Source organism: Pseudomonas sp. UBA7530 (genome assembly GCF_002479365.1).
Lineage (GTDB): Bacteria > Pseudomonadota > Gammaproteobacteria > Pseudomonadales > Pseudomonadaceae > Aquipseudomonas.
The window spans coordinates 52,737-67,059 of the sequence record NZ_DLMS01000011.1 but is presented as its reverse complement, the minus strand read 5'-3'; the positions used below and the strand labels follow the sequence as shown (position 1 = coordinate 67,059).

The following is a 14,323-nucleotide window of genomic DNA, read 5'->3' as shown; positions in this document are numbered from 1 at the left end:
GTATGTCCTGGAACAACCGTGTGATCTGGTCCGAAGGCATGTTCATCGGCACCCAGCATTTCCAGCAGCATGACCGCTACCTGGAGGCGCTGATCGACGCCCGCAGCCGCCCGCTGTCGGCCGCCGGCTGGGGCTTCGCCGAGCTGCAGCTGGATATCGGCCTGCTGGCACAGGGCAAGCTGGCCATCGTCAGCGCCCGCGGCCTGTTGCCCGACGGCACACCGTTCAACATCCCCCAGGATGACGTGGCGCCGGAGCCATTGGAAATCCCCGACGACCTGCGCGACGGCGTGATCTATCTGGCCCTGCCGCTGCGCCGGGCGGGTGTGCGAGACACCGTCGAAGCGGGTGAAGCGCTGGGCGGCGCGCGCTATCGTGGCCAGGTCCGCGAAGTGCGCGACGACAACGCCGCGTTTGAAAGCCGTGTGCCGGTGATGGTTGGCGAACGCGCCCTGCGCCTGTTGACCGCCGCCGATGGCCTGCAGGAATACGCCGTGCTGGGCGTGGCGCGCGTGCGGGAAAAACGCGCCGACCGCGCCCTGGTGCTGGACGAACAGTACATCCCACCGCTGCTCGACGTGGCGGCCAGCGCACCACTGGCAGCCTTTCGTGGCGAACTGCTGGGCTTGCTGCACCAGCGTGGCGAAGCCCTGGCCGGGCGCGTGGTGGCCTCCAGCGCCGGCGGCGCTTCGGAAATTGCCGATTTCATGCTGCTGCAACTGGTCAACCGCGCGCAGCCACTGTTCGCCCACCTGGCCCAGCTGCAACCCTTGCACCCGGAGCGTCTGTACAGCGAATTGCTGGCTCTGGCCGGCGAGTTCGCCACCTTCTCCAACGCCGGGCGCAGGCCGCTGGAGTTCCCGCCCTACATCCACGATGACCTGCAGGCCAGCTTCACCCCGGTGATGCAGGCACTGCGCGAAGCCCTGTCGATGCTGATCGACAGCAAGGCCGTACCCATTCCCATCGTCGAGAAGGCCTACGGCGTGCACGTGGCCATGCTGGCCGACCGCAGCCTGCTGGACAGCGCCAGCTTCATCTTGGTGGTCCGCGCCGACATGCCCGCCGAGACCCTGCGCGGGCGCTTCGGCCAGCAGAGCAAGATCGGCTCGGTGGAGCACATTCGCGATTTGGTCAACCTGCAGCTGCCGGGTATCAACCTGCTGCCGCTGCCGGTGGCGCCAAGGCAGATTCCATTCCACGCCGGCTCGACCTACTACGAGCTCGACCGTGGCAGCGAACACTGGAAGCAGCTGGCGCATTCCGGCGGCTTCGCCTTCCACGTGGCGGGCGAGTACCCCGGCCTGAATCTGGCCTTCTGGGCGATACGGGGTTAATCCATGACCGATCAAGACGACTGGCTGAACAAGCCGCCAGCACCTCAACCGGCGAACAACGACCGCACTCAGTTCATGCCCCGCCCCGGTGGCCGTGCTCCGCAGGCGCCAGCCGAGGCCCCGGCTGCGGCACCGCTGCAGATGCCGGCCGCGCCGCTACCGGCGGGCCAGGCGCGTGGCATGAACCCGCTGGAGCAGGCCGCCGGGCCGCTGCTGAGCATGCTCACCCGGCTGCGCAGCACCCTGGCCCATCCCGCACCGGCCAGCCTTCGCGCCCAGTTGCTGGGTTACCTGCGCCAGTTCGAACAGCGTGCCGAGGCCGCCGGTGTGCCGCGCAACGACGTGTTGCTGGCGCGCTATGCGCTGTGCACCGCCCTCGACGAGGCGGTGCTGAGCACGCCCTGGGGCAGCACCAGCGAGTGGGGCAAGCAAAGCCTGCTGATCACCGTGCACAACGAGGCCTGGGGCGGCGAGAAGGTGTTCCAGCTACTCGAACACTGCCTGCAAAGCCCACGCGAACGACTCGATCTGCTGGAGCTGCTGTACCTGTGCACCAGCCTCGGCTTCGAGGGTCGCTATCGGGTCATGCATGACGGTCGCAGCCAGCTGGAAGCGCTGCGCGAGCGTACCGCAGCGACCCTGCGCAGCGTGCGTGGCGAGCGCGAACAGGAGCTGTCGCCGCACTGGCGCGGGGTCAGCGTGGCGCCGGACAGGCTGTCACGACTGCTACCGCCCTGGGTCGGCCTGGCCGTGGCGCTGGCGTTGTTGCTGATGCTGCTGATGACACTGAGGATGATGCTCGCGGCCGACGCCGAACCGGTATTCCGGCAGATCCACGCCCTGGGCGAAGTACCGGTGCAGAGCATCGAACCAGCCGTGGTCAAGCCGCGTGTAGTGGAGCGCCCGCGCCTGGCCACCTTCCTCGCCGACGACATCCGCGCCAACCGCGTAGCGGTCGAGGATGGCGTCGACCGGTCGGTGGTGACCATCCGTGGCGACGAGCTGTTTAGCTCCGGCAGCGCCAGCATCCGTGACGACTTCCAGCCGTTGCTGCTGCGCATCGCCGAGGCGGTTGCCAAGGTCAAGGGCCAGGTGCGCATCACCGGCCACAGCGACAACCAGCCGATCGCCACGCTGCGCTTCCCCTCCAACTGGGCACTGTCGCGTGCCCGCGCCGAAGAGGTGCTGCAGATCCTCGCAGCGCGCACCGGCCAGGCCGAGCGCTTCAGCGCCGAGGGCCTGAGCGACACCGAACCGCTGGCATCCAATGCCACGGCCGAAGGACGGGCGAAGAATCGCCGGGTAGAGATCACCGTGCTGGCGGAGGGTGTGGAGTGAAGGCGCTGTTCGGATTCATCACCCGCTGGGTCATCCCGCTGCTCGGGCTGATCGCCCTGAGCCTGATCATCTGGTTCATCGGTCCGCTGCTCAATGCACTGCAGCCGGCCTGGACGCGCTGGACGCTGATCGTCCTGCTGCTCGCCCTGTGGCTTGGCTGGCGCCTGTTCTGGCTGCTGCGCGAACGCCAGCAGGAGCGCAACGTACTCGACGGCCTGGCTGCACAGGCAGCACCGGATGCCGCCAGCGTGGCCACCGCCGAGGAGCTGGCGACCCTGCGCCAGCGCATGGACGAAGCCCTGGCGTTGCTGAAGAAGGCGCGCCTGGGCGGCGATGAGCGGCGCAACCTGTATCAGCTGCCGTGGTACGTGATCATCGGGCCGCCCGGCTCCGGCAAGACCACCGCACTGGTCAACTCCGGGCTGAACTTCCCGCTGGCAGCGCAGTTGGGCGCCGGGGCCGTTCGCGGCGTGGGCGGTACGCGCAACTGCGACTGGTGGTTCACCGACGAAGCGGTGTTGCTCGACACCGCCGGGCGCTATACCACCCAGGACAGCCACGCCCAGGTGGACAAGGCGGCCTGGCTCGGCTTTCTCGACCTGCTCAAGACCCAACGTGCGCGCCGCCCGATCGATGGCGCCTTCATCGCCATCAGCCTGTCCGATTTGCTGCAGAGCAGCGACAGCGAACGTGCCGCACACGTGGCGGCGATCCGCTCGCGGGTGCAGGAGCTGTATACCCAGCTCGGCGTGCGTTTCCCGGTCTACGTGATGCTCACCAAGTGCGACCTGGTGCCGGGCTTCATGGAGTTCTTCGACGACCTCAGCCGTGAGAAACGTGCCCAGGTCTGGGGCTTTACCTTCGCCCTGGATGACGGCAAGAGCATCGGCGGCCCGCTGGAGAATTTCGACAGCGAGTTCATCGCCCTCGAACAGCGCCTCAACCAGCGCCTGGTCGAACGTCTGCAGCGCGAGCGCGATCCAGCCCGACGCGACCTGATCTACGGTTTCCCGCAGCAATTCGCGGCGATCAAGAGCCTGCTCGGCGAGTTTCTCAACGGCGTGTTCAAACCCAATGCCTATGAGGAGCGCACCCTGCTGCGCGGTGTGTACTTCACCAGCGGCACTCAGGAAGGCAGCCCGATCGACCGCCTGATCGGCGCCATGGCGCAGAGCATGAACCTCGACCGCCAGCACCTGGCCAGGCAGAGCGGCAGCGGCCGCAGCTATTTCCTCCAGCACCTGTTCAGCCGCGTCGCATTCGCCGAGCGCGGCCTGGTCGGCGTCGACCAAAAGGTCGAGCGCCGCCGCAGATGGCTGGCCATCGGCTCGCTGGCTGCCAGCGTGGCGCTGGTACTGGTGGTAAGTACGCTGTGGCTGCTCAGCTTCAACGCCAACCGCGAGCATATCGCCCAGGTCGGCGCGCGCACCGTGCCGCTGGAGCAGCAGGTGCGCAGCCTCAGCCCGGCGCAACGCGATGTACTGGCGGTACTGCCCCTGCTCAGCGCCGTACGCAACCTTGCTGGCGATCCGCCGGACTGGGCCAAGGGCCTGGGTCTGTATCAGGGCGACATGCTCGAGGAGCAGGCCGCCAGCGTCTATCGCCGTCTGCTGGTAGCCACCTTCGCCCCGCGCCTGCTCAGCCGCGTTGAGGAACAACTGCGTTCCGGCGGTGGCACCGATTACCTCTACGAAGGACTCAAGGCCTACCTGATGCTCGGTGGCGGCGAACATTACGACGCCGAGTTCATCAAGGCCTGGATCGCTCTGGACTGGGATCAGAGCCTGCCGCGTGACTTGCCGGGCGAGCAGCGCCAGGCGCTCGACGGGCATCTGCAGGCGCTGTTCGAACGTCGTCCACCGGACGCGCGTCTGGATCAGCGCCTGATCGACGAGCTGCGCATGCAACTGCAACGTCTGCCGCTGGCGCAGCGCGTATACGACCGGGTCAAGCGGCAGAAGCTGCCGGCCGGGGTCAGTGACTTCCGCATCAGCGAAGCCGCCGGGCGCGACGCCGCGCTGATCTTCACGCGCAAGAGTGGCAAAGCGCTGAGCGATCCGCTGAGTGGTTTCTACACCCGCCGCGGCTACCGCGAAGCCTTCCTCCGCGCCAGCGTCGGCCAGGCCAGCGTGGTGGCTGAGGAACAATGGGTGCTGGGCCGTCAGCTCGACAGCACTCAGGACGCGGTGAACCTGGCCGCCGATGTACGCCAGCTGTACCTGCGCGATTACGTGCAACAGTGGGATGCGCTGCTGGCCGATCTCGACTTCGTGTCGATCACCAGCGTGGCCCGGGCCGCCGACGTGCTGCGGATACTCTCGGGACCATCCTCGCCGCTCAAGCAGTTGCTGATCGCAGTGGCGCGGGAAACCGATCTGCAGCAGGCGCCCGAAGCCGAAGGTGTGGCCAAGACCAGCGACGAGGGTGTCGACCAGCTCAAGCAGAAGCTCGGCTCGCTGCTTGGCCAGACTCCCGCCGGCAATGCCGTGGCGGCGGTGAGCGAGATCGATCCGGTCAGCGCGCATTTCGCCGAGCTCAACAGCCTGGTCAGCCAGGACCCGTCGGCGCCGATGGCCATCGATGGCCTGCTGGCGGATCTCAACGAACTTTACGTGCAACTCAGCAGCATGGTCGGCGCCAGCGGCGAGGCGCTGCTCGGCGAGGCGAAGAACCAGGCCAGTGCCGCCGCGGCAAGGGTCAACCTGACAGCGGCACGTCAGCCGAAGCTGGTTCAGGGCCTGGTAGGCTCGGTCGTCGCAGCCAGCACCAACAGCATGATGGGCGGGGTGCGCAACCAGCTCAATGCGGCCTGGCAAAGCGATGTGGTCAATGTCTGGCGGCAGTCGCTGGCCGGCCGTTACCCCATGGTACCGGGTAGCCAGCGCGACGCCACGCTGGATGATTTCGGCCAGTTCTTCGGCGTCGGCGGGGTCATGGACAGCTACTTCCGCAAGTACCTGCAACCCTACGTCGATACCTCCGCACGCACCTGGCGCTGGCAGCCGGGCGCGGCACAGAAGCTGGGCATCTCCGCCGGTGTGCTGCAGACCTTCCAGCGCGCGGCGCTGATCCGCGACGAGTTCTTCCGCAGCGGCGGCCTGCAGCCCAGCGTGCGCTTCGACCTCAAGCCGGTGAGCATGGATGCCACCATCAGCCAGTCGCAGCTCGATCTCGACGGCCAACTGATCGGTTTCGACCACGGCCCGAGCCGTCCGGTGGCGGTGCAATGGCCGAACCCGAGCAGCATCGGCGTAGTACGTCTGTCGGTGTCGCCACCAGTAGAAGGCGGGCGCTCGGCCCTGACCCTGGAAGGGCCCTGGGCCTGGTTCCGCCTGCTCGACCAGTCCGAGCTGATTGGCGGTGCCTCGCCGGATCGCTTCAACCTGCGTATACGCTTGGATCGCTCCAGCGTTGCCTACGAACTGCGCGCCAGCAGTGCCTTCAATCCTTTCAAGAGTCGCGCAGTGGCCGGCTTCACCCTGCCGGAGCGGCTATGACGATGATGGGTTTCTACGGCAAGGTCGCCAGCCGCGGCGACTTCATCGAGCGCAACCTGCCGAAGGACTTCCAGCGCAGCTGGGACGCCTGGCTCTCCGCTGGCCTGCAGACAAGCCGGCAACAGCTCGGTGAACACTGGCTGGACGCCTACCTGACCAGCCCGTTGTGGCGCTTCGCCCTGGCACCGGGCGTGTGCGGTAGCGAGGCCATGACCGGGGTGCTGATGCCAAGCATCGACCGCGTGGGCCGCTACTTCCCGCTGACCATCGCCTGCCCCATCCCCGGCGGGCAGCCGCTGCTGGCCTTGCAGGCAAACGAATCGTGGTTCGAGCGGATCGAGAACCTGCTGCTGAGCACCCTGGAAGAGGGCGCCCGCTTCGAAGACTTCGAAAGCGAGGTGCAGCGCCTGGAACCCTTGCCGGACACAGTGACACCCGCGCACGACGAGGCGCATGGCCTGCAACACTGGCCGGTGGTCGATGCAGCGGGGCGCCTGGCAGCGCTGGCCGCCCAGGCCTGCAGCGGCGCCAGCCTGTGGTGGGGGCGTGGCTCGCAACGCATCGCGGCCGGCCTGCGCCGTTGCCAGGGACTGCCGCCGACCGAGTCGTTCGCGGTTTACCTGCTGGGGCCGGAGGTGGTCGCGCAATGACTGCACTGCATTACCGATCGGCGGCCTACAGTCATGTCGGCCTGGTTCGTCAGATCAACGAAGACGCTTATCTGGAGCGGCCCGAAGCCGGCCTCTGGGTCGTGGCCGATGGCATGGGCGGACACGCCGCGGGCGATTATGTCAGCAGCCTGATCGTCGACAGCCTGCGCAACCTCAACGCAAGCGACAGCCTGAATGACTACGAGCAGGTACTGCGACACAGCCTCAGCCAGGTCAATGCGGCGGTGCGCGAGCAGACCCAACTGCGCGGCGTAAGCATGATGGGCAGCACCGTGGTGCTGATGGCGACGCGTGGCGACCGTGGCCTGTGCCTGTGGGCCGGCGACAGCCGACTGTACCGGCTGCGAGCGGGTGAGCTGCAGGCGGTCTCGCGTGACCACAGCTACGTGCAGGACCTGCAGGACAGCGGCCTGCTCAGCGAGGCCGAGGCGCGCCTGCATCCTCGCGCCAACGTCGTCACCCGCGCCGTCGGCGTGCAGGACCAGCTGGAACTCGCCGGTAGCCAGTTCGAGGTCCTCCCCGGCGATACCTGGCTGCTGTGCAGCGACGGCCTCACCCGCACCGCCGAAGACCACGAAATCCGCGATGTACTGGCCCATGCCGACCCCTATCAGGTGGTGCGCAGTCTGGTTCATCTGGGCCTGACCCGCGGCGCTCCCGACAACATCACCGCCATCGTCATCAAGACCAGCGAGCCCGCCTCATGGACCTGAACATTCCCGGTTTCGACATCGAAGGCGTGATCGGCGAAGGCGCCATGGCCACCGTCTACCTGGCGCTGCAGCGCTCCCTCGAGCGCAAGGTGGCGTTGAAGATCATGGCCCCGGCGCTGGCGGCCGATGCCTCGTTCTGCGAGCGTTTCCTGCGCGAGGGCAAGACCCTGGCGCGTCTGGCCCACCCGCATGTGGTCACCGTGCACGACATCGGCAACGCCGGCGAGCACTACTACATGGCCATGGAGTACCTGCCCAACGGTACCCTGCGCGAGCGTATCGCCGCCGGCCTGAGCCCCGAGCAGGGCCTGCAGTACATCCGCCAGATCGCCTCGGCGCTGGGCTACGCCCACAGCCAGGGCTTGATCCACCGCGACGTGAAACCGGCCAACATCCTCTTTCGCGCCGACGGCACCGCAGTGCTGTCGGACTTCGGTATCGCCAAGTCGCTCGACGACAGTACTCAGTTCACCCAGGTGGGCTTTGCCGTCGGCACGCCCAACTACATGAGCCCCGAGCAGGCGCGCGGTCTGGATATCGACGGCCGCGCCGACCTCTATGCGTTGGGCGTGGTGCTCTATGAAATTCTGGTCGGCGAGTTGCCGTACATGGGCACCGATGCCCTGTCCACGGCGCTGGCGCACCTGACCCAACCATTGCCGGAGCTGCCATTGCAGCACAGCCGCTATCAGACGCTGCTGCAACGCCTGCTGGCGAAGAATTCGGATGAACGCTTCAGCAATGCCGGGGAACTGCTGGCCGCGCTGGATGCCCTGCCGACACCCGACTCGGATGCGACCGTGATCCGTCCAGCGCTCACCCCGCAGGCCACGCTGAGCGCGCCCTCGACTAGCGAGCTCGGCGATCTGCAACCGGTCTCCATCGAGATTCCACGCAGCGCACCGGCACCAGCGCCGACCGTGGCACCCGCACCGACTGCCACGGCAGCCAGCGTAGCGGGGCGGTCGTCCACTGCTGGTAGCAAGAGCCCTCGCATGGCGCTGCTGGCGGTGGCCGTAGCCGCCGCGCTGGGTCTGGGTGGCGGCGCCTATTGGTGGCTCGCCCAACCGTCTCCGGTGGTGGCCTCGGACACCCCACCGCAGCGCGACGAACAGCCAGTCGCAGATACACAGCAAGTGGCCGACACGGGTGAAGCGGGCGACCACCCGTTGCTCATGCCGGGCAAGAAGACCCTTTACCAGCGCATCCTGGCCAAGCCCGGCGCGCAACTGCTTAACGCTCCCGGCGCCGCCAGCGGCGAGGCGCTGCCAGCCTTCTCGGTGCTCTACGTGTACGCCAAGCGCAGCCAGGACGGCCAGACCTGGCTGCAGGTCGGTGCGGCCAGCGATGGCCGGGTGCAGGGCTGGATCGCCGCCGAACAAGCAACCGACTGGAAACAGAGCCTGGTGCTGAAGTTCACCGAACGCTCCGGTCGGGCACCTGTGCTGTTCATGCAACAGGCCGCCGACGTGGAGCGCCTGATCGATCGCACCAGCCAGGCTCGCGAGCTGCTGCTCAAGGCGCAGAACGACCCCGAGCAGGTACCGCAGGTGGTTGCACTGGAGCCCACCGCCAGCGCCGTGCCGCAGGATCAGTTCTACCTGATGCCGATCTTCGACTTCCGCGAAGCCTTCGACGCCGAGGGGCAGCCGGTGCAGTTGCTCAACATCGCCTCGATCGATCCCGGCAACGCCGCCCAGTCTCAGACACCTGCCGGCAAGCCGGCGACTGCCACCGATTCGGGCTTCCGCACCGGCATCGTGCTGGTGGTCGACACCTCGGTGTCGATGCAGCCCTACATCGACCGCGTGCGCCAGGTGGTCAGCGAGCTGCAGAGCCAGCTGCAGGCACGTGGCGAGCTGGATAACGTCAGCTTCGGTCTGGTCGGCTATCGCAACAGCACCGAGCGCACCCCGGGTTTGCAATACCTGAGCAAGACCCTGGTCAGCCTGCAGGACGGCAGCGACCCGCAGCGTTTTCTGCGCGCCGCCGAACAGGTGCAGGCGACCAGCGTGTCCAGCCATTCCTTCAACGAGGATGCCTTCGCCGGCGTCATGCAGGCCGTCGAGGGCATGGACTGGTCGAATTATGGCGGGCGCCTGATCCTGCTGGTCAGCGACGCCGGTGCGCTGCGCAAGAACGACCCGCACAGCAGCACCCGGATGAACGAGGCCGAGGTACGCCAGGCGGCGCTGAGCAAGCAGATCAAGATCTTCGCCCTGCATCTGCGCACACCAGCCGGCAAGTCCAACCACGCCTCGGCCGAGCAGCAGTATCGGGTGCTGACGGCCGACAGCAACCCGCAGATCGGCGACCTCTACGTCTCGGTGCCGGGTGGTGATGTCGAAGCCTTCGGCGAGCGCGTACGCGAGATCGGCTCGACCTTCGCCGAACTGGCGCAGCAGATCCGCGCACAGCAGGCGCCCGAGACGCCGCAACTGGCCGGTGGCGCCAACCTCGCGGCCAAGTCGCAGGCCATCGGCTACGCCATGCACATGGACTTTCTCGGCCGCCGCAGCGCCAGTCAGGCGCCGCAACTGGTCAGCGCCTGGACCGCCGACCGCGACCTGAGCAACCCCAACCTGCCGACACTGCAGGTCTGCGTGATGCTGACCAAGCTGCAACTCAACGACCTGCAGCAGTCGCTCAAGTTGATCGTCGACGCCGCGCGCAAGACCAAGACCTCGCCGGCTGACTTCTTCAGCGAAATCGCCAGCGCCAGCGCTTACATGAGCCGCGACCCAGCTGCACTGCGCCAGGGCGCCAACCTGGCACAGAGCGGCGTACTCGGCGAATACCTCGACGGCCTGCCGTATCGCAGCAAGGCGCTGAGCATGACCCAGGATCTCTGGCTGTCGCTGTCGGTGGCCGAGCAGGAGGACTTCATCGACGAGCTGGAGTCGAAGATTCGTCTCTACGAAACCTTCCACAACGACATGGCCAACTGGGTGCGCTTCGGCAATGCCGAGCCGGGCGACGCCCTGTACCGTGTACCGCTGTCGACGCTGCCATGATGATTCGCCTGCAGCAGGTCCTCAAGCAACGTGGCCAGGGCGCACAGCGCTACAGCCTGGCCATCGAGCGGTTGCAGCTGCATGCAGGCGCGCAGGTGGCGCTGGTCGGACCCAGCGGTTGCGGCAAGAGCACGCTGCTCGATCTGCTGGCCATGGTGCTGGCTCCGGATTCCGCCGAGGCTTTCGATCTGGAGCTGGCCGGCACTGTCAGCGATATCTCCGAGCTGTGGCGGCAGGGCCGGCAAAGCCAGCTGGCGCAGCTACGCAGCCGGCATCTGGGTTATGTGCTGCAGGCCGGCGGGCTGCTCGGTTTTCTCGACGTGCGCGGCAATATCGCACTGCCCCGGCAACTGCTCGGCATGACGGACAACGGCAAGGTGCAGCGTCTGGCACAGGCGCTGGATGTGCAGGAGCAGCTGGCCAAGTATCCGGCGCAGTTGTCGATCGGCCAACGGCAACGAGTCAGCTGCGCGCGTGCGCTGGCACACGAGCCGCAATTGTTGCTGGCTGACGAACCCACTGCGGCGCTGGACCCGCTCAACGCCGAACGCGTCATGCAGCTGCTGCTCACCCAGGCTGCAGAGACCGGTGCGACTTGCGTGGTGGCGACGCACGACGAAGCGCTGGCGCAGCGCGCCGGCCTGCACATTCTGCGCATGAGTTGCCGGCGTGACGCCGACGGCGGTGTCAGCGCCCATCTGGAGCAGGCTGCCTGATGCGCCCGCTGCTGATCGCCAGCCTGGCCTGGCAGGACTACCGCCGCGAAGCGCGCCTGTCGGCCTGCGCCGTGCTCGCCCTGGTGGCGGTGATCGCACCGCTGCTGGTGCTGTTCGGCCTGAAGTACGGCCTGGTCGGCAGCCTGACCGAACGCCTGCAACGTGACCCTGCTGTGCGCGAGATCATTCCGCTGGGCGGCACGCGCCTGCAGCCAGAATTCATCGAGGCACTGAGCCAGCGTGAGGACGTTGCCTTCGCCATCCCGCGTACCCGGCAGATCGCGGCTACCAGCGAATTGCAGGTCGCGCCAGGGGAGGCAAGGGTCAGCGTGGAGATGCTGCCGACGGCGCCCGGCGATCCGCTGCTGCAGGGCCTGCCAGTGCCACGGGCGCTGCAACAGGTGGTGCTCAGCCATACCGCTGCCGAGAAACTCGGTGTCGAGGCCGGCGAATCGTTGCAGGCACGCTTCGGCCGCCAGCGTGGCGGCGACCTGCAGTGGCAACAGACCACGTTGCAGGTGCTGGCTGTGCTGCCACTGGCCGCCTTCGAGCGCGATGCGCTGTTCGCGCCGCAGATCCTGCTGGAAGCCGTCGAGGACTACCGCGACGGCCTGGCGGTCGCTGCGCTGGACTGGCCTGGCGCAGCAGCAGGGCAGACGCCACGCATCTACCCGGGATTTCGTCTGTATGCGCGCACGCTCGAAGACGTCGAGCCGCTGCGCCAGTATCTGGCCACGCAGCAGGTACAGGTGGTCACTCAGGCAGCGCAGATCGCCCAGGTACAGGCCCTGAGCCGCAACCTCGATCTGTTGTTCTGGCTGATCACCGCCCTGGCCCTGGGTGGCGCCGTAGCGGCAACCAGTGCCGGCGCCCTGGCTGCAGTGGAGCGCAAGCAGCGTGAACTGGCGGTGCTGCGCCTGCTGGGCTTCGGCAGCGGTGCGCTGTTGCTGTTCGTAATTCTCCAGGCGCTGTACAGCGGCCTGTTCGCCAGTGTCCTGTCGGCCCTGCTGTACCGCTTGGCGGAGGGCGGCATCAACCATCTTTTCGTACAGGTGCCGGGCGACTACGCCAGTCGCCTGCTGCCCGAGCATTACCTGGTGGCCCTCGGCGCCGTCCTGCTGGCCAGCGCCCTTGCCGCTGCGCTGGGAGGGCGACGTGCGGCCCGGATCGACGCCTCTCAAGGAATTCGCGATGTCTGACTGTCGTTTCGCTGCTTCCGCCCTGATGTTCGCCACACTGGCTCTGGCGGCCTGCTCGCCGGGCGAGGAGCCACCAGCGGCGAACAAAGCTGCCACACCTGCGCAGTCATCCGGCGAGCCCGCCCGCGAACTGGATGCGGAGCAATTGGCCAAGCTGGATAACCCCAAGCCGTTGCCGGGCGACGTCAGCCTGCCGCTGCCCTGTGGCGGAGAGATGGTTTTCCGTCATGTCTACGTGCTGACGCAGGGCAGCCTGGATGATCGCGAAGTCAGCCTGGGCTATCCGTTCAGCGAAGGGGAGGCGGGCTACAAGCAGTCTTTCATTTCCGGCTATCGCCGCGACTTCATCAACGGTCAGTTCAGCCTGCAGGACCTGGCACCGCAGTGGCAGAAACAGATCACCGAGCGTTTGCCCAGGATCGACGTCGGCAGCCCGCTGAAGCCGATGATGTATTTCATCGGCAAATACGAAGTCACCGCCCGCCAGTACGCCCAGGTCATGGCCCAGGCTCAATCACTGGCCGGCGGCGAGCCTGCTCCAGCGTGTGCGCCGGTCACCGATCTGAGCGGACGACTGCCGCAGGTGAAACTGTCGCGTTTCGAAGCCGAGCGCTTCGCAGCGGTCTACAGCGCCTGGCTACTGGCCAATCACCGCGACCTGCTGCCGGTCAGCGGTCGCGGTAGCAAGGCCGAGGAGGGCGGTGCTGCGTTCGTCCGGCTGCCTAGTGAAGTGGAATGGGAGTTTGCTGCCCGAGGAGGCTCGGAAGTCAGCCGTCAGGAACTGGAGGGACGGCTGTTCCCGCGGCCGGTCGAAGGCAGCGACGAAGATGGCCCGCTGGCCAAATGGGCCGTTTTCAACCAGGTGGCAGGTGGTACCGGTCAGGCCCCCCGACTGATGCCGATCGGCACCAAGGAGGCCAACCCGCTGGGTCTGTTCGACGTGATCGGCAACGCCGCCGAAATGGTTCAGGAATCGTTCCAGCTGGTCAGTGCCGGGCGCCGCCAGGGCACCTATGGCGGCTTCGTGGTCAAGGGCGGCAACTACCTGGAAGGCGAGGGCACGCTGTTCACCGGCATGCGCCGCGAATACCCGTTGTTCGGTGCTGACGGCAGCGAGCAACGCAACGAAACCACCGGTTTCCGCGTGGCCATCGGCGCCTTGTCCGCTCCGCGCTCGCGCTACGACGAGCTGTTCGCCCAGTGGCAGAAGCAGGGTCGCCTGGCCGGCCTGACCGATGACATCAATGCTGACGATGACCCTACCCAACGCCTGGACAGCATCATCGCCAGTGCCACCGATCCGCGCCTGCAAGCCGAGCTCGGATTGGTCAACGAGGAACTCAAGCGCAACGTCTCGCTGATCGCCCGCCAGCGCGAAGAGGCGGCCGGCAACCTGATCCAGTCCGCCGCCTTGGTGGCGGAAACCATCAACAACTACAACATCCGCCTGACCAACCTGCGCCAGAGCCAGCGCCAGGCGCAGCAAAACAATGACGCCACCTCGGCGCAGGTGTTCGGCGGCGCTATCCAGAACGGCACCAAGGCGCTGGATGGCGCGGTGGCGATCTACATCGACAACATGGCCAGCGGCACCCGCTACACCAATGCCGTGATCCAGGCACAGTTCCAGCGCATCAAGGAGGAGCTCGCGCGCAAGCCCGTGATCGGCAACAGCCTGGTCAACCGCGCCACCCTGTTCGTCAACCACGTGGCCCTGTACCGGACCCAGCAGCGGGCCGATCCGGCCGAGATCCTCAAGCAATTGCTGGCAACGCAAGCGGTGCAACAGCCGTGAGCGTGATCAGCCGTTTCACACACACCAATCCACCATCAGCAGA

9 protein-coding genes are annotated in these 14,323 nt (G+C 66.9%); all 9 read left to right on the top strand.

The window, feature by feature from the left end; translation table 11 throughout:
* Positions 1-2: 2 nt before the first annotated feature.
* From tssK to B2U07_RS14215, 9 genes are read left to right on the top strand one after another with little or no spacing between them, the layout of a single operon-like run.
* Positions 3-1,337 carry a type VI secretion system baseplate subunit TssK gene (gene tssK, locus B2U07_RS14255; RefSeq protein ID WP_275546444.1) on the top strand — a complete coding sequence of 445 codons (1,335 nt, stop codon included), beginning with the start codon at positions 3-5 and terminating at the stop codon, positions 1,335-1,337.
* A gap of 3 nt (positions 1,338-1,340) precedes the next feature.
* Positions 1,341-2,675, top strand: a complete 1,335-nt coding sequence (locus B2U07_RS14250) for a DotU family type VI secretion system protein (RefSeq protein ID WP_275546443.1) — start codon at positions 1,341-1,343, stop codon at positions 2,673-2,675.
* A complete protein-coding gene (gene tssM / locus B2U07_RS14245) occupies positions 2,672-6,172 on the top strand; it encodes a type VI secretion system membrane subunit TssM (protein WP_275546442.1) in 3,501 nt (1,166 codons plus the stop codon). The genes B2U07_RS14250 and tssM overlap by 4 nt, the downstream gene beginning before the upstream one ends.
* Positions 6,169-6,822, top strand: a complete 654-nt coding sequence (gene tagF / locus B2U07_RS14240) for a type VI secretion system-associated protein TagF (protein ID WP_115298758.1) — start codon at positions 6,169-6,171, stop codon at positions 6,820-6,822. The genes tssM and tagF overlap by 4 nt, the downstream gene beginning before the upstream one ends.
* A complete protein-coding gene (locus B2U07_RS14235; RefSeq protein WP_275546441.1) occupies positions 6,819-7,556 on the top strand; it encodes a PP2C family protein-serine/threonine phosphatase in 738 nt (245 codons plus the stop codon). The genes tagF and B2U07_RS14235 overlap by 4 nt, the downstream gene beginning before the upstream one ends.
* Positions 7,547-10,570: a serine/threonine-protein kinase gene (locus B2U07_RS14230; protein ID WP_275546440.1), complete on the top strand. Its 3,024-nt coding sequence runs from the start codon at positions 7,547-7,549 to the stop codon at positions 10,568-10,570. The genes B2U07_RS14235 and B2U07_RS14230 overlap by 10 nt, the downstream gene beginning before the upstream one ends.
* Positions 10,570-11,286, top strand: coding sequence for an ABC transporter ATP-binding protein (locus B2U07_RS14225; protein ID WP_275546617.1), 717 nt, complete (start codon positions 10,570-10,572; stop codon positions 11,284-11,286). The genes B2U07_RS14230 and B2U07_RS14225 overlap by 1 nt, the downstream gene beginning before the upstream one ends.
* Positions 11,286-12,485 (top strand): FtsX-like permease family protein, encoded by a 1,200-nt coding sequence (locus tag B2U07_RS14220; protein WP_275546439.1) that lies wholly within the window; start codon positions 11,286-11,288, stop codon positions 12,483-12,485. Before B2U07_RS14225 ends, B2U07_RS14220 begins: the two co-directional genes overlap by 1 nt.
* Positions 12,478-14,280 carry an SUMF1/EgtB/PvdO family nonheme iron enzyme gene (locus B2U07_RS14215; RefSeq protein WP_275546438.1) on the top strand — a complete coding sequence of 601 codons (1,803 nt, stop codon included), beginning with the start codon at positions 12,478-12,480 and terminating at the stop codon, positions 14,278-14,280. Before B2U07_RS14220 ends, B2U07_RS14215 begins: the two co-directional genes overlap by 8 nt.
* Positions 14,281-14,323: the final 43 nt, after the last annotated feature.